The 15,662-nt window shown below is 42.2% G+C and carries 13 protein-coding genes and 2 tRNA genes; 7 read left to right on the plus strand and 8 right to left on the minus strand.

Going from position 1 to position 15,662, the window contains the following annotated elements; genetic code table 11:
- Window positions 1-5: 5 nt before the first annotated feature.
- Together ggt and GWK08_RS08135 are read right to left on the minus strand one after the other, a co-directional pair.
- Window positions 6-1,712 carry a gamma-glutamyltransferase gene (ggt, locus tag GWK08_RS08130; RefSeq protein WP_163606441.1) on the minus strand — a complete coding sequence of 569 codons (1,707 nt, stop codon included), beginning with the start codon at window positions 1,710-1,712 and terminating at the stop codon, window positions 6-8.
- Window positions 1,705-2,298 (minus strand): acyl carrier protein phosphodiesterase, encoded by a 594-nt coding sequence (locus tag GWK08_RS08135; RefSeq protein ID WP_163606442.1) that lies wholly within the window; start codon window positions 2,296-2,298, stop codon window positions 1,705-1,707. Before GWK08_RS08135 ends, ggt begins: the two co-directional genes overlap by 8 nt.
- Window positions 2,299-2,373: 75 nt before the next feature.
- Between GWK08_RS08135 and glmM the strand changes: the two genes are divergently transcribed.
- Window positions 2,374-3,762, plus strand: a complete 1,389-nt coding sequence (gene glmM / locus GWK08_RS08140; protein ID WP_163606443.1) for a phosphoglucosamine mutase — start codon at window positions 2,374-2,376, stop codon at window positions 3,760-3,762.
- On the opposite strand, the gene GWK08_RS08145 is transcribed toward glmM, so the two are convergent.
- A complete protein-coding gene (locus GWK08_RS08145) occupies window positions 3,759-4,649 on the minus strand; it encodes a lysophospholipid acyltransferase family protein (protein ID WP_163606444.1) in 891 nt (296 codons plus the stop codon). The two genes, glmM and GWK08_RS08145, sit on opposite strands and share 4 nt — an antisense overlap.
- Before the next feature lie 58 nt (window positions 4,650-4,707).
- Here GWK08_RS08145 and GWK08_RS08150 point away from each other — a divergent pair, with 58 nt between their 5' ends.
- Together GWK08_RS08150 and GWK08_RS08155 are read left to right on the plus strand one after the other, a co-directional pair.
- The gene (locus tag GWK08_RS08150; RefSeq protein WP_163606445.1) at window positions 4,708-5,358 is read left to right on the plus strand and encodes a rhomboid family intramembrane serine protease; all 651 of its coding nucleotides are present in this window, start codon (window positions 4,708-4,710) and stop codon (window positions 5,356-5,358) included.
- Between the two features lie 47 nt (window positions 5,359-5,405).
- The gene (locus tag GWK08_RS08155; protein ID WP_163606446.1) at window positions 5,406-6,089 is read left to right on the plus strand and encodes an SIMPL domain-containing protein; all 684 of its coding nucleotides are present in this window, start codon (window positions 5,406-5,408) and stop codon (window positions 6,087-6,089) included.
- Between the two features lie 67 nt (window positions 6,090-6,156).
- Here GWK08_RS08155 and GWK08_RS08160 read toward each other — a convergent pair.
- The 4 genes from GWK08_RS08160 to GWK08_RS08175 form a co-directional block, all read right to left on the minus strand.
- Window positions 6,157-6,229, minus strand: a tRNA-Gly gene (locus GWK08_RS08160).
- Between the two features lie 394 nt (window positions 6,230-6,623).
- Window positions 6,624-6,706 (minus strand) — tRNA-Tyr (locus GWK08_RS08165).
- A 175-nt stretch (window positions 6,707-6,881) separates the two neighbouring features.
- Window positions 6,882-8,003 carry a TlpA disulfide reductase family protein gene (locus tag GWK08_RS08170; RefSeq protein WP_163606447.1) on the minus strand — a complete coding sequence of 374 codons (1,122 nt, stop codon included), beginning with the start codon at window positions 8,001-8,003 and terminating at the stop codon, window positions 6,882-6,884.
- Between the two features lie 126 nt (window positions 8,004-8,129).
- Entirely contained in the window at window positions 8,130-8,615 is a 486-nt protein-coding gene (locus tag GWK08_RS08175) for an outer membrane beta-barrel protein (RefSeq protein ID WP_163606448.1), read from the minus strand.
- A gap of 73 nt (window positions 8,616-8,688) precedes the next feature.
- Here GWK08_RS08175 and GWK08_RS08180 point away from each other — a divergent pair, with 73 nt between their 5' ends.
- Entirely contained in the window at window positions 8,689-11,598 is a 2,910-nt protein-coding gene (locus GWK08_RS08180) for an FAD-binding and (Fe-S)-binding domain-containing protein (protein WP_163606449.1), read from the plus strand.
- Window positions 11,599-11,602: 4 nt separating this feature from the next.
- On the opposite strand, the gene GWK08_RS08185 is transcribed toward GWK08_RS08180, so the two are convergent.
- Window positions 11,603-12,433: a UDP-2,3-diacylglucosamine diphosphatase gene (locus GWK08_RS08185; RefSeq protein WP_163606450.1), complete on the minus strand. Its 831-nt coding sequence runs from the start codon at window positions 12,431-12,433 to the stop codon at window positions 11,603-11,605.
- Between the two features lie 221 nt (window positions 12,434-12,654).
- Between GWK08_RS08185 and aroC the strand changes: the two genes are divergently transcribed.
- Genes aroC through GWK08_RS08200 form a run of 3 tightly spaced genes read left to right on the plus strand, consistent with a single transcriptional unit; the run spans window position 12,655 to window position 15,640 of the window.
- On the plus strand, window positions 12,655-13,719 hold the full coding sequence (gene aroC / locus GWK08_RS08190) for a chorismate synthase (RefSeq protein WP_163606451.1): 1,065 nt from the start codon (window positions 12,655-12,657) through the stop codon (window positions 13,717-13,719).
- A gap of 16 nt (window positions 13,720-13,735) precedes the next feature.
- Window positions 13,736-14,275 carry a hypothetical protein gene (locus GWK08_RS08195; protein WP_163606452.1) on the plus strand — a complete coding sequence of 180 codons (540 nt, stop codon included), beginning with the start codon at window positions 13,736-13,738 and terminating at the stop codon, window positions 14,273-14,275.
- Between the two features lie 36 nt (window positions 14,276-14,311).
- Window positions 14,312-15,640, plus strand: a complete 1,329-nt coding sequence (locus GWK08_RS08200; RefSeq protein ID WP_163606453.1) for a dicarboxylate/amino acid:cation symporter — start codon at window positions 14,312-14,314, stop codon at window positions 15,638-15,640.
- The last annotated feature ends 22 nt before the right edge of the window (window positions 15,641-15,662 follow it).

A 15,662-nucleotide genomic window follows, 5' to 3' on the forward strand; every position in this document is an offset into this window, starting at 1 on the left:
AAAACTTAGAAACCTACCGCAGTTTCATCTCCCCGTTTATCTGCTCCTCCTTCCAGTTTACCATCTTCCGTAATCAGAATAGCGCTTACTTTCCCGATGATAGGGGTAGTGTTTTCGTTGATCTTATATCCTTTTGCCTTAAGATTTTCCAATAACTCGGGAGAAAAAGCCCCCGGTTCAAAAGTAATAGTATCCGGTTTCCACTGATGATGGAAGCGAGGTGCATCTACAGCCTCCTGCATTCCCATACCAAATTCATGAACGTTAAGGATCGTCTGGAGTACGGTTGTGATAATAGTAGAACCTCCGGGAGTACCCACAACCATCCATAATTTACCGTCCTTTTCCACGATCGTTGGAGTCATTGAACTCAGCATACGTTTTTCCGGTGCTATACTGTTGGCCTCGGCTCCGATAAGCCCGTATGAATTGGGAACTCCTGGTTTGGAACTGAAGTCATCCATTTCGTTGTTCAGGAAGAAACCGAGTTCATCGCTGTACAGTTTGGAACCGTAAGCCCCGTTCAGGGTAGTGGTAACCGAAACTGCATTTCCGAACTGATCTACAATAGAATAGTGAGTGGTCTCACTGCTCTCGACAAATTCTACAGAACCGTATCCTACATTATCGGAAGAAGAAGCCTGTTCAAAAGAAAAGTCATCCATTCTTTCTTTCAGGTAGTTTTCACTGATAAGTTCTTCCTGCGGGATCTGTACAAAATCGGGATCTCCCAGGAAATAGCTTCGGTCTGCATAGGCCCTGCGTTCTGCTTCAGTGATCAGTTGGATACTTTTTGCGGTATTATGTCCGAAAGACGAAAGTTCGTAGGGTTCTATCATGGTCATTATCTGCGCCAGGCAGATCCCGCCACTTGAGGGCGGGCTCATGGAAACGATCTTTACATCCTTATAATTAAAAACAACCGGTTCTCTCCATTTCGCTTCGTATTTCTCCATATCTTCCATGGTGAAGTATCCGCCTTTGGCCTGGATGAAATCGACCAGCTTCTGAGCGGTTTCTCCTTTGTAAAATTCATCTCTCCCGTTGTCTTTGATACGCTGAAGGGTTTCTGCCAGTGCATTATACTTAACGGTATCTCCTTCCACGAAGGCTTTGGAAAATAAAGTGTTATCCCCGCTTACAGCCGTAATCTTCTTTCGGTGTGTATTAAGGCGTTGTTCCTGTTTCTTTGTAACAATAACTCCTCGCTTTGCCAGCTTTATAGAAGGCTCGATAATAGCGGATATAGGAAGGCTTCCGAATTTGCGATGAGCTTCAAAAATACCTGCAATGGTTCCCGGAATACCTACGGCGGTAGCACCTTCTGTGCTTTTTCCCGGAATAATATTCCCCAGCGAATCCAGATACATGTCCCTGTCGGCACTTAAAGGAGCCTTTTCCCTGTAGTCCAGAGCCCCGATCTCTCCGTTTGCTTTGCGATATACCATAAAACCACCACCACCAAGATTCCCGGCATAGGGGTATGCTACTGCCAGGGCCAGTTCTGTAGCTGCCATGGCATCAAAAGCATTTCCGCCCTGTTCCAGGATCTCACTACCTATTCTGGAAGCTTCCACCCTGGCAGAGACCACCATGGCTTTTTCCGTGATCAACCCCTTTACGGGTTCCGGAGAATTCGTTTTACAGGATAGAAGGACAAATGATAACAGTAAAGAAAAAAGAGCAGCTTTTGAAAATGAAGTTCTATTCATGAAGCAAGGATTTTAATTTATGTTTGGAAAAAGTGATCAGTTCATCAAAAAACGAACTGAATTCTTTTTCAAATTCACTATTGTATTTTTCGAGTTCTAAAATAGCAAAATTCATTTTAGAACGGTTCTGTGTTCTTCGGTTCATTCCATCCAGCACTTTCGAGATCCCATCCAGTGTCCTGTAGCTGTAGAGCCAGTTTTCCCTGATCAGGTAGGGTCTCATTTTTTTATACCTGTCCGGAAGGATCTCATAATGATCGTTCAGGATCTCATAAAAATCTTTTACATACTCATCAAGAGGAATGTTGGAATAGGACGACCAATTCCTGGCCAGGAAGTGATCGTAAAAAATATCGACGATCACTCCGCTATAGTGCCCGTAATTCTCGTGTAATCTTTTGGTACTTTTTTTAACGGTCTGATGCGCGTCGGTAAAGGTGTCGATCTCCCGGTGCAGGAGAATTCCCGTTCTTATTTTTTCGGGATAATCAAGATATTTTTTGCCCCGAATTCCGTCGGCAATAAAGTTGCCGATCTTTATTTGTGGGTCATCTCCGGAAAGATAGATATGGGCTAAAAAATTCATTTTCCGAATTTACAAATTCATAACTAACAAATACAATTTTGTCGTTGTATATTTGTCGGAATCTAAAAAATAATCATGACGTTAATAAAATCAATTTCAGGAATACGAGGTACTATAGGAGGGAAGCCATCAGATAATCTTACTCCCATAGATGCCGTAAAATTTGCTTCCGCCTACGGAAGCTGGCTAAAAGGGCAAAGCGAAAACCAAAAACTAAGAGTAGTTATCGGTAGGGATGCCAGATTATCGGGAGAGATGATCCAAAACCTGGTTGCTTCCAGTCTGATTGGCCTTGGAATTGATGTGATAGACCTCGGACTTTCAACTACCCCGACCGTAGAGGTGGCCGTACCTATTGAAAAGGCAGACGGAGGTATTATTTTAACGGCAAGTCATAACCCCAAGCAATGGAACGCCCTTAAGCTCCTTAACGCCAAAGGAGAGTTCCTCAGCGGGAAGGACGGAGCTGAAATACTGAAGATCGCCGAGAACGACGATTATACTTTTGCCGAAGTTGATGATCTTGGAAAAATTACCAAAAACGATACTTATATCGATAAACATATCGAGGAGGTACTTAATTTACCTCTGGTAGATGCAGAAAAGATAAAGGCTGCCGGTTTTAAGGTAGTTGTAGATGGTGTGAATTCAACCGGAGGGATCGCTATTCCGCGACTGCTGGAGAAGCTGGGAGTAGAGGCCATAGAATTGTATTGCGACCCGACCGGGCACTTTCCGCATAACCCGGAGCCTCTTAAAGAACATTTGACCGATATTTCGGAATTGGTGGTAAAGGAAAATGCAGATATGGGGATTGTTGTGGATCCGGATGTAGACCGACTGGCTTTTATCTGTAATGACGGAGAGATGTTTGGAGAAGAATACACCCTGGTGGCCTGTGCAGACTATGTTCTGGGAAAAACCCCGGGAAATACGGTTTCTAACCTGTCCTCATCAAGAGCCTTAAGAGATATTGCGGTAAAGCATAACGGTACTTATGAAGCCAGTGCCGTGGGAGAGGTGAATGTAGTGGAACTGATGAAAAAGAATGAGGCTATTATCGGTGGCGAAGGTAACGGAGGAATTATTTACCCTGCCAGCCATTACGGAAGAGATGCTCTTGTAGGAGTGGCCCTTTTCCTGACCCATCTTGCGGAAACAGGAATGAGTACCAGGGAACTGAGGGATAGTTACCCTTCTTACTTTATGAGCAAAAAGAAAATAACACTTACTCCGGAGCTGGATGTAGACGGAATACTGAAATCTATGGAAAACAAATATGCGGGAGAGCAGATCAGCACCGTAGATGGAGTTAAAATAGATTTCCCGGAAAACTGGGTACACCTCAGAAAATCGAATACAGAGCCTATTATCAGGATCTATACGGAAGCTCCGTCTCAGGAGGAAGCAGATAAGCTGGCCGACAGCTTTATCGCTCAAATACAAGAAATAGCGGGGATCTAATCCCTGAACTTTTCCGGCACTTTATTTCTGTGCTTCCATCGTCTGTGAGTCCAGAAATAATAGGCCGGATCTTCTTCTATCTGTTTCTCCGTTTCGCGGAGGAACAGATCTGTTATCTGAAAACCCTCAAGTTCCTTGGGGTGTTCTGCAAGTACTTCAAAACTGGCAGAATAGTACCCTCTTTTAAGTTTTTCGACCTTCAGGAATACAACCGCCAGGTCCAGTCGTTTAGCCAGGGTTTCCGCGCCCGTATGTACAGGTACTTTGATCTTCATAAAATCGCTCCAGTAATTCGTGCGACTGGGTAAAGGAGACTGATCGCTTAGAAAGCCGTACATACTTTTTATCTTTTTCCGTTTATTGGAAATAATGGTAGCAGGAGTTTCTTTGGTTTCTATCAGCGTAGTGCCGAATTTTTCGCGAATACTTCTCATCAACCGGTCGAAATGAACATTACTGATCTTTTTATAGACTGCATATCCCTTGGACTCGATATGTTTGTTGAGGGCAATTACCCATTCCCAACTGGCGTAATGAGGAAACATGAGCAGGATGCTCTTTTCTTTTTCCAGTTGGAGGATCAGATCGAGGTTGGTAAAACTAAAACGCTTTTGCATCTCCTTTTCGGAAATAGACATGGTTTTGATCATCTCCAGGAACATATCACACATATGCTTATAGAACTCTTTTTCAATAGCTTTGAGCTCGGATGCACTCTTCTCCGGAAATGCCAGTTTTAAGTTAGTTCTGACCACTTTTTTACGATACCCGAAAATGTGGTAAACCAGTATTCTTACTGCATCCGAAACCATGTACAGGAGCCGGAACGGAAGTTTGGAAACCAACCATAAAAAAGGGTATGCTAAAATGAAAATCAGAAGTTGCATTAAATCTCAAAATTTGGTCAAATATAGCTATATTTGATACGAAACCTTATAGATCACCATGAATTTAAGCATCGTTGTTATTGTTATTATTGTAGCCAATATTCTTATCTCCCTCAAAGGGTTTAATGATTTCTCTTTTTTTGAAAAATATAAGTTCCATATCGGAAGTATCCGAAGAGGGGAACAACTCAGATTAGTAACCTCAGGTTTTCTCCATGTAGATATGGGACATCTGGTGTTAAATATGTTTTCCCTTTACCTCTTTGCCGATGTGGTTGTGGATTATATGGGGACCAAGAATTTTGTTATCATCTATCTGATCAGTCTTCTCGCAGGAAGTCTGCTGGCCCTGTTTTTTCACAAGGAAGAATATCACTACAGTGCCGTTGGAGCCAGCGGGGCGATCATGGGAGTCATATATTCGGCTATCCTCCTTCACCCGGAGAATAACCTTTACTTTATTTTCCTTCCGACTGTTGGTATTCCCGGATATGTTTTCGGAATAGGGTATTTACTTTATTCTATTTACGGGATGAAGAACAAATTGGGAAATATTGGACATACGGCGCATTTCGGGGGTGCGGTTGGTGGATATTTTGCCACCCTGCTGTTAAGGCCCTCACTGATTTGGGACCATACACTAATGGTGCTTTTGCTTGCCATTCCGATCGTGGTATTATTTATTTTGGAAAAGGCCGGAAAGATCTAGTTTGGCACAGCTATTGAATAAAGTCAAACAACTTTAAAAAATAATAGATGAAAAAAACAATCCTAATTCTTTTAATGACAGCCATGAGTACTGTACACGCACAACAAAACAAGATAGAGCCTACTGTTTCCGTAACGGGAAAAGGAGTAGTAAGAGTTGTTCCCGATGAAGTTTCCATCCGGGTCAGAGTAGAGCATACGGGTAAGTCGGCAATTGAAGTAAAAAGACAAAATGATGAAGTAATAGATCAGGTGCTTAAGTTTTGCAGGCAGATGAAGATAGATAAGAAAGATGTGGTTACAGAACGCATCAATCTTAATAAGAACTACGATTATCAGAAAAAAGAGTACAATTACGCAGCCAACCAGGCTTTGAATATACATTTAAAGGACCTGGAGAAATACGAAGCCTTGCTGCAGGGGCTGCTCGATTCCGGAATAAACAGAATAGATGGGATACAGTTCCTTTCTTCGGAAATGGAAAAACATCAGGCGGAAGCCCGTATAAGAGCTGTTAAAAATGCCAAGGAAAAAGCAGTTGCCTATGCCGGTGTCCTGGGGCAGGGAGTGGGAAAAGCAATTACCATTTCAGAAAATAGCGCTGTGAGTTATCCCAGGCCGCAATATGCAGAATTAAAAGCTACCGCCGATTTTAGGGGGCCTTCGGAGACAATTGCTATTGGAGAGATGAGCGTAAGTGCTACCGTAAATATTGTTTTTGAACTGAACTAGTTTAGAAGATAATTCACATAATACCAAAAACAAAAAATCCTGACAAAACTGTCAGGATTTCTTTTTGAGCGGGAGACGAGATTCGAACTCGCGACATTCAGCTTGGAAGGCTGACGCTCTACCAACTGAGCTACTCCCGCATTAATTTTTTTAAATCACCTTGCATCTTCGTTGCACTGAGTCATCCTTTCCATTTAATAAACAAAATAGTTTAATTGCTGTCAAGGATTACTCCGCTGCGCTTCGTGATCCCACATCCAAAATGATAAAAATCATTCTAGTGTCAGGATTACTTCACACCTTCGCATTTGCTTCGTTGTGCAAGCTGCACGCTTCGTGATCCTACATCCAAAATGATAAAAATCATTCTAATGTCAGGATTACCTCGTTGCATTCGGCTACCCTTTTTCAATAAAAAAAAGGATTACTCCGCTACGCTTCGTGATCCGTTCGGGTGGCCCCGAACATCAAAGTTTTTCGTCCAAACCTTACAAAAGCTCGCTTTTGACGGTTTGTCCTCAAAACTTTTTTATGTGGGGAGAGCAGGATTCGAACCTGCGAAGGTAAAAACCAACAGATTTACAGTCTGTCCTCGTTGGCCGCTTGAGTATCTCCCCATTTTAAAGAACGTCTTGCCGTGGCAAGCGGATGCAAATATAATACAGTTTTGCTTCTGTGCAAGTCAAAAAAAGCTAAAAAATACAGCTTAAGCAATAACTCCCTGAACCGTAATTAAATAAAAAAGACCTTCTTTCGAAGATCTTTTTTTATATCGTTTGTGTTTTGGTAATACTAGTTTAAAAGCTCTGCTATTTTAGCTTCAAGCTCCGGACCTCTAAGGTTCTTTGCAACAATTCTCCTGTTCTCATCCAGAATATAAGTAGCAGGGATCTCATTTACATTATAAAGCTTAGCAACCGGTTCCTGCCAGTGCTTTAAGCTGGAAACCTGTAACCAAGGTAACCCGTCCTGCTGAACCGCATTCATCCAGTCTTCCATTCTTCTGTCCAGAGACACTCCCAGGATGGTAAGTCCTTTTTCGTGGTATTTATTATAAAGTGCAACTACTCTCGGGTTTTCCACTCTACAAGGCTTACACCAGGAAGCCCAGAAATCGATGATAGTTACTTTTCCTTTTATCTTGTCCAACTGAGCCATTCTTCCATCGGGAGTAGGCGCAGTAAAATCGGGAGCTATTTTCCCAACAGAAAGGGTTTTTTCAGCTCTGACAGCATCTTCAAGAGCCTGAGTAATATTTTTACCGGCCTTGGTATTTTTAACTTCTTCAGAGAAATTTGCCATTAACGTCTGAGTTTCCTCAGCAGTTTTAACCTTGGTAAAGAACATTCTTTCCAGGATTAGCAGGGAAATATAGGAAGAGGGATTCTCTTCTACGAATGTAGGCTCAAAATTTCGTGCCTCCTCAACAGCTTCTGTATAAACCTCTCTTAATGTGTTAGCAGTTATCGTATCATTTTCGGATGCGGCCTGTCTGAATTCATTTCTGATCTCATTGATCTTTTTGTTGATCTCTCTGGAACCGTCCAGGAATTTCCCGAACTCATCATTAGAGATCGTCCCGCTTACCTTAGAAGCAGAAATACTGTCTTTATATCCTTTAACTTTTATATTCCCGGATTCCAATACAACACCAATGCTTCCTCTTACACCTTCAACAAATATATAGTGAAGTTCCGGTGCTTCACTCACACCGCTAAACGCGAATTTTCCGTTGTTTACTTCGGTAGTATCAATATCTTCCGGCTGATTGTTAGCGCCAATTTTCTTAAGAAAAACTTTATTACCGTTTTCCACCCCTTCAAAGGAAGCAGAAATCTTAAACTCGTTACCTTTTTCTGACTGACAGCCAATAAGTATTGATAAAATAACTAATACAAGTCCTAAACGTTTCATTAAATATGTTTTATTACGTAATAATGTCTGCAAAGGTAATTATTCATAACAAACAATAACAAGATTTAACAAAACAAAAAGACCCCCGCCGGTAAGCGGAGGTCTTTTAGTCAACCATATTTTTACTTAGAATTGATACCTGATCCCTAATGCAATATCGAAATCGAGATCGTCATTAAAGTCACTAAAACCAATTTCAGGCCTAAAATCCAGCGATATTAACAAGGGGATTTCAAAATTGTATTCTATTCCAATATCTCCGGCAATAAAAACGAAGGTCTCACTGTCGTCCGAACCGATAAAATCGTCGTCGAAGTCAACGTTTCCAATACCTCCACCGGCACCAACGTACCAGTTAAAATTGCCATCCAGAGGAAATACCCATTGGTATAAACCGCTTAGACGGAAAGCGTTAAAATCATCGCCATCCCTCCAGCCAAGGCCGAATTCCAACCTGTTGTTGTCGGTTAATCCTCTTTGATATGATATCTCTGCACCGAAGCCATCGCTATCTCCTAGACGAAGTCCCAATGCATTTTTTGATATCTGTTGTGCTGAAACAGAAAATGTTACCCCAATCGCTAATACAATAAATAAAAATAGTTTTTTCATATGATAAGCTGTTTAATTATGAGTATAACGAATGCCCTGCTATTTAATTGCTATTTTTACAAAAAATAATTGGATGATTTCCGAAAGGTCCCTGATAGAATTAAACTCGGATATTGAAGGAAAAGTATACTTCGATTCACTTCATAAAAGCATATACGCCACAGACGCATCGGTTTACAGGAAAATACCTGCAGCTGTTATATACCCTAAAACAACAGAGGATATAGCGAAGATCATCGCCTTTGCAAAGGAGAATAAAACTTCAATAATTCCGAGAACCGCAGGAACATCCCTGGCGGGGCAATGTGTGGGCGAAGGAATAATAGTTGATGTCTCCAAACACTTTAACCGTATTCTGCATCTCGATGAAAAAGAAAGGACCATTACCGTAGAACCGGGAGTGATACGGGATGAACTCAATCAATATCTCAAAGCCTTTGGCCTGTTCTTCGGACCGAATACTTCTACCTCTAACAGATGTATGATAGGAGGGATGGTAGGGAACAATTCCAGTGGAACCACCTCTATTCAATACGGGGTAACAAGAGATAAGGTAAAGGAAATAGAAGCTGTTCTGAGTGATGGCTCGACAGTTTTGTTTAAATCACTAAAGCAGGATGAGTTTTCCCGAAAGCTGGAGCAACAGGGGTTGGAAGGAGATATTTACAGAACACTTTACGGAGAACTATCGGCTACGGGAGTCAGAGAACAGATAGAAGATCATTTTCCTAAAAGCGGGATCCACAGGAGAAACACGGGTTATGCCTTAGACAGCCTGATGGAGATGCAGCCTTTTTCTCAGGATGGTCAGGATCTTAACCTTTGTTCCCTGCTTGCGGGAAGTGAAGGAACCCTGGCGTTTACCACAAAGATCAAATTGCAACTGGACCTCCTACCTCCGGAGCACAGTGTGATGGTTGCCGCACATTTCGACAGTATAAGTAATTGCTGTAAAGCAGTGGTTCCGGTTATGAAGCACCATCTGAGCACCTGCGAGATGATGGACAAGGTAATTCTCGATTGTACTAAAAACAACAAGACTCAACTACCCAATCGCTTTTTTATTCAGGGAGATCCCATGGCGATCCTTATGCTGGAATTAAGGGCTGATAGTGTAAAAGAACTGGAGGAAAAACGGGATGCGCTGATAAAGACCCTGGAAGAGTCGGAACTAAGCTACGCATGGCCTTCATTATATGGAGAAGATATCAATAAAGCCATGGAGCTGCGCAAAGCCGGTCTCGGCTTGCTGGGAAATATAGTGGGAGACAGAAAAGCAGTGGCTTGTATTGAGGATACGGCTGTGGCCCTGGAAGACCTGTCACCTTATATCGATGAGTTTAGTGCCCTGATGGAGAGGTACGATCAACAAGCCGTTTATTACGCCCACGCCGGAGCAGGAGAACTTCATTTACGACCTATCCTCAATCTTAAAAAGAAAGAAGATATACAACTCTTCAGGAAAATAACCACGGAAGTAGCCGGACTGGTTAAGAAATACAAAGGATCTCTGAGCGGAGAGCATGGCGATGGTATTGTGCGGGGAGAATTTGTGGAAATGATGATAGGTGAGGAGAATTACAATATCCTCAAAAAGATCAAGAACGTATTTGATCCGGATGCGATCTTTAACCGGGGAAAAATTACCGATACGGCCCCGATGGATACTTCTCTGAGATATGAAGCCGACAGGGAAGAGCCGGAAATAGAGACCTTAATGGATTTTTCTGATTCCGAGGGAATACTGAGAGCTGCTGAAAAGTGTAACGGAAGCGGGGATTGCCGAAAGACAGAAGTGTCTGCCGGAGCCATGTGTCCCAGTTATCACGCTACCAAGGATGAAAAAGATACCACCCGGGCAAGGGCAAATGCCCTCAGGGAATTCCTGACGAATTCCGATCGCAGCAACAGGTTTGATCATCCGGAGCTTAAAGAAGTATTGGATCTTTGTATCAGTTGTAAAGCCTGTGGAAGTGAATGTCCCAGTAATGTTGATATGGCTACCATAAAGGCAGAGTTTCTCTATCAGTACCACAAATCGAATAAAGCTCCTTTCAGGGATCGTTTTTTTGCAGATAACAGTAAGTGGAATGCAAGAGCTTCCGGCTTTCGGGCCCTAAGCAATGCACTCTTTACTAACGAACTTACCTCTAAGCTGATCAAAAAAACTTTTGGGATCCACCCGAAAAGGAGGCTTCCTGCAGTGAATAAAACGGATTTTAAAGCTTTGGTGAAGAATGTAAGTCCATCAGATCCCGCTAAAGTAAAGCCAATATTATTTATCGATGAATTTACCCGTTATCTGGATACAGATATAGGTAAGGACGCTATAGAATTGCTCAATGGCCTTGGCTATGAAGTGGAGATCTTTTACGGTGACAGCGGACGTAGCCTTATTTCCAAGGGTTTTCTGGATAAAGCAAAAGCAATTGCCGATAAAAATGTTGAAGCACTCAGTATAAAGATAGATGAGAACAGGCCGTTAATTGGAATAGAGCCTTCTGCTATTTTGAGTTTCAGGGATGAGTATTTACGCCTGTGTAAAGATAAGGAGGAGGCGAATCATATTGCCGGACACAGCCTTCTGATAGAAGAGTTCCTGGCTTCGGAATTCGAAAAAGGAGTTATTTCTGCTTCTCAGTTCAGCAGTAGTTCCAAAACAGTCAAGATCCATAATCACTGTCACCAGAAGGCACTTTCACATCAGAAGCACACTTTCGATATGCTTAATATCCCGGAGAATTTTAAAGTTTCTATTATTAATTCGGGCTGCTGTGGAATGGCGGGCTCCTTCGGATATGAAAAAGAACACTACGAGGTGAGCATGAAGATAGGGGAAACCCGATTGTTTCCTGCAATCCGTAAGTCATCTGAAGAAACGGTAATTGCTGCCAATGGTACGAGTTGCAGGCATCAGATCGAAGATGGTACAAAGAGGAAGGCTCTGCATCCGGTAAGTATTTTAAAGGAAGCCCTGAAATAGAGTGTTATTTTTTTCCGGTAATGGTGATCGCGGCAAGCAATTCTTTATAATCCATTACCTTCAGGTCTTCGTCGGAATAGAAAGGACTTAGTTTATCCTCACTGTAATGATAGAGTTCCCAGCGTTTGTTATGATATTCCAGGGAGGTGAGGTTTTCCACCCAATCTCCGCTATTCAGATATAAGCAGGTTCCGTTCTTATTGACCTTACGTACCATTTCCGGTTGATGAATATGTCCGCAGACCACATATTTATAACCATTCTCTATGGCCAGGTCGGCCGCTACTTTTTCAAAATCATTAATGTACTTGACTGCTTTTTTAACACTGTTCTTTATTTTTTTGGAAAGAGAATACTTTTCCCGGCCGAGTTTTACCAGCCACCAGTTAATAAGCCGGTTCAGAAGGATCAGAAAGTCGTAGCCCCATCCGCCCAGTTTGGCGATCCACTTGGTATGATGAACAGAGGCATCAAAAACATCTCCGTGAAAAAACCAGGCTTTCTTCCCATCCATCTCCAGTACCAGCTTGTCAAGTACATGAATATTCCCCATGGTAATATCGCTGAACTTGCGGAGCATCTCATCGTGGTTCCCGGTAATATAGAACACTTCCGTTCCTTTGGTTGACAGATCTATGATCTTTTTAATGACCCTGAGATGGGATTTCGGGAAATACCTTTTTCTGAATTGCCAGATATCGATGATATCGCCGTTGAGGATCAGTTTTTTCGGATTGATGCTACTGAGATAGGATAGCAGCTCGTCTGCATGACATCCGTAGGTACCCAAATGCACATCCGAAATTACAACCGTTTCTATTTTGCGTTTTTTCAAACTATTAAGGTTTTTACAAAATAAATAAGCCAAGATTATCGGATAATTAAGAACAGATTAAATATGTGTCAGTTGAGTGTTAAAAAAACATCAACCGGACTTTTCTACCTGCATTTTCATAGATGTAAATGCTATATAAATTAAGGCTTTGCTTTTCAGGTTAAAAGAAGTTTTTTACCTTCGCCAGTGATTCGAAACCCGACTTAATGTAAACAAATACTATGGCAGGAAATTCTTTTGGTAAGCTTTTTAAACTCACCACCTTTGGTGAATCCCACGGGAAAGCAATAGGCGGGATCATAGATGGATGTCCTGCAGGCCTTCAGTTAGACCTGGATGCCGTGCAACAGGACCTGGATCGCAGAAAGCCCGGGCAGTCAGCCATAGTAACTCAACGAAAGGAGAGTGATACCGTACAGTTCCTCAGCGGGATCTTCGAAGGAAAGACCACGGGAACCCCGATTGGTTTTATAATCCACAATGAGGACCAGAAATCCAAAGATTATTCCCATATAGAGAACAGCTACAGGCCCAGTCACGCCGACTATGTATACGATCAGAAATACGGCTTCAGGGATTACAGAGGTGGCGGAAGAAGTTCTGCCAGAGAAACAGCCAGCAGGGTAGTAGCCGGTGCAATTGCCAAACAATTACTCAATACCATAGAAATAAAGGCTTATGTTTCTGCCGTGGGAGAGATCAGTCTGGATAAGGACCATAATGAGATCGACCTTCAGAATATAGAAAGCAATATTGTGCGTTGCCCGGATACCGGGACCGCAGCAAAAATGGAGCAATATATCAAGGAGATCCGCAAGCAGGGAGATACGGTTGGTGGTGTGGTGAGCTGTGTAATTAAAAATGTACCCATAGGCCTGGGAGAGCCGGTTTTTGATAAGCTGCATGCAGAATTGGGGAAAGCCATGCTTTCCATTAATGCGGTTAAAGGATTTGAATACGGCAGCGGATTTGAAGGAGCTGCTATGAAAGGAAGTGAGCATAACGACCTTTATAATGCCGACGGGACCACAAAGACCAATTACTCCGGCGGGATCCAGGGAGGTATCAGCAACGGGATGGATATTTACTTTAATGTTGCATTTAAACCCGTAGCTACTTTAATTCAGGAACAAACCACTATAAATAAAGAAGGAGAATATGTGCAAATGCAGGGGAAAGGACGTCATGATCCCTGTGTGGTACCCAGAGCTGTGCCTATAGTAGAAGCAATGGCAGCTCTTGTACTGGCAGACTATCATCTCCTGGACAAAGTGGCCAAGCAGTAGAAACCACGGTTTACGCATGAGATTTAAAAGCATAAAATTCAAAAGAATATATTGGTTGTTTCTTTTGGTACCCTTTGGGTTACTGACACTTTTTTATCAGCCCGACACCGAGATCAGCAGATATCCTGATCACGAGATTGTCAATATAAACAGGCATGCAACTTTTGTAGCCCTGGGAATATTCGTTACCTGTGTTATTGCCATCCTGCTTTTTAACTATTTTGAGACCCGGATACGGAGATGGACGACCCTGAACCGTTTTTTTCTTCCGGGCGGACTTTTTCTGTTGTTCTTTATGTTCCTCTACTGGAAAGAAGCTTTTGCAACACATATTATGAAAGTAAATGAGAACAACAAGAATACAAACATACAATGGTACAACGGTACGCTGAATTACGAGTTTCCGGATGACCACAAATTAAACGGCTATTGCTTTGTGCATATCGATGATAAAGGCTATTTGACTGTTAAAAAGGAAAAAATAAAAGTCATCTCAGGGAAATTTTGTAAAATTGAGTTAATAAAAGGGAATTTGAACTACTACTATGTAAATTAAGATCCCGTAATCAGACTATAAACTAAAAAAGTATTTATGAAAAAACTGGCACTACACTGGCAGATCATTATTGGAATGTTGTTAGGTCTTTTCTTTGGATTTGGCATGACGTATGTAGATGGGGGAAAAGGTTTTGTTATCGATTGGATAAAACCGTTCGGAGACATTTTTGTCAACCTTCTTAAACTTATCGCAATTCCTCTTATCATCGCTTCCCTGATCAAAGGGATCTCAGATCTGAAAGACATATCCAAATTCAAAGCCATAGGTGGCCGTACTATTGTAACTTATATCGTAACCACTGTAGTAGCCATTTCCATCGGACTTCTTATCGTAAATACACTTCAACCGGGTAACGGGATCTCACCCGATACTATTGAGAAATTAACAGACACCTATGCCGGGAATGAGAAAATTGCCGAGCGTATGGATCAGGCTTCACAGCAACAGAGTAGCGGACCACTTCAGTTCCTGGTAGATATGGTTCCGAGTAACTTCTTTGCAGCAGCTTCCGAGAACAGGAATATGCTTCAGGTGATCTTCTTTACCATCATCTTTGGTATTTCCCTTCTTTTAATAGGAGAGAAGAACGCCAAGCCCTTAAAAGGTTTTTTCGATTCGCTTAATGATGTAGTACTTAAAATGGTAGACCTTATCATGCTTACTGCACCTGTAGCCGTTTTTGCTTTACTGGCAAATGTAGTGGTGTCTTCGGACGACCCGGATATTCTTCTGGCTTTATTGAAGTACGCACTGAATGTTGTACTGGGGCTTCTGTTGATGGTAGTATTCTACAGTATTATTGTTTCTACCATGGTGAAGAAAAACCCGTTCTGGTTCCTTAAAAAACTAAGCCCTGCTCAATTACTGGCCTTTTCTACCAGTTCAAGTGCAGCTACGCTTCCGGTGACTATGGAAAGAGTAGAAGAGCATATTGGTGTGGATAAGGAAGTTTCCAGTTTTGTATTACCCGTAGGAGCTACCATAAATATGGATGGTACCAGTTTATATCAGGCAGTTGCAGCCGTGTTTATTATGCAGGTATTGTGGCCTGAGGGTCTGGTGTTCAGTAATCAGCTCACTATTATCCTTACTGCTTTACTTGCATCTATCGGTTCTGCAGCGGTTCCCGGTGCGGGAATGGTAATGCTGGTTATTGTATTGGATGCCGTTGGTTTTCCAAGTGATAAACTCGCCATAGGTCTTGCACTTATCTTTGCGGTAGATCGTCCTTTAGACATGCTGAGGACCACTATTAATGTTACGGGAGATGCTACTGTGTCTATGCTTGTGGCTAAAAGTGTTGGAAAATTAGGGAAGCCCAACGTAAAAGAATGGGATGATCACTACGATGAGGTAAAATAATAGCTCAGAGCTAAAATAAACT

This window comes from Leptobacterium flavescens (assembly GCF_010671605.1).
GTDB classification, from domain to species: Bacteria; Bacteroidota; Bacteroidia; order Flavobacteriales; family Flavobacteriaceae; genus Leptobacterium; species Leptobacterium flavescens.

What these genes read in the sequence shown, in the direction of transcription:
- GWK08_RS08175 (WP_163606448.1), bottom strand. Translation starts at nt 8,615, where the DNA reads ATGAAAAAACTATTTTTATTTATTGTATTAGCGATTGGGGTAACATTT.
- GWK08_RS08135 (WP_163606442.1), bottom strand. Translation starts at nt 2,298, where the DNA reads ATGAATTTTTTAGCCCATATCTATCTTTCCGGAGATGACCCACAAATA.
- GWK08_RS08170 (WP_163606447.1), bottom strand. Translation starts at nt 8,003, where the DNA reads ATGAAACGTTTAGGACTTGTATTAGTTATTTTATCAATACTTATTGGC.
- GWK08_RS08195 (WP_163606452.1), top strand. Translation starts at nt 13,736, where the DNA reads ATGAGATTTAAAAGCATAAAATTCAAAAGAATATATTGGTTGTTTCTT.
- GWK08_RS08155 (WP_163606446.1), top strand. Translation starts at nt 5,406, where the DNA reads ATGAAAAAAACAATCCTAATTCTTTTAATGACAGCCATGAGTACTGTA.
- ggt (WP_163606441.1), bottom strand. Translation starts at nt 1,712, where the DNA reads ATGAATAGAACTTCATTTTCAAAAGCTGCTCTTTTTTCTTTACTGTTA.
- glmM (WP_163606443.1), top strand. Translation starts at nt 2,374, where the DNA reads ATGACGTTAATAAAATCAATTTCAGGAATACGAGGTACTATAGGAGGG.
- aroC (WP_163606451.1), top strand. Translation starts at nt 12,655, where the DNA reads ATGGCAGGAAATTCTTTTGGTAAGCTTTTTAAACTCACCACCTTTGGT.
- GWK08_RS08180 (WP_163606449.1), top strand. Translation starts at nt 8,689, where the DNA reads ATGATTTCCGAAAGGTCCCTGATAGAATTAAACTCGGATATTGAAGGA.
- GWK08_RS08145 (WP_163606444.1), bottom strand. Translation starts at nt 4,649, where the DNA reads ATGCAACTTCTGATTTTCATTTTAGCATACCCTTTTTTATGGTTGGTT.
- GWK08_RS08200 (WP_163606453.1), top strand. Translation starts at nt 14,312, where the DNA reads ATGAAAAAACTGGCACTACACTGGCAGATCATTATTGGAATGTTGTTA.
- GWK08_RS08150 (WP_163606445.1), top strand. Translation starts at nt 4,708, where the DNA reads ATGAATTTAAGCATCGTTGTTATTGTTATTATTGTAGCCAATATTCTT.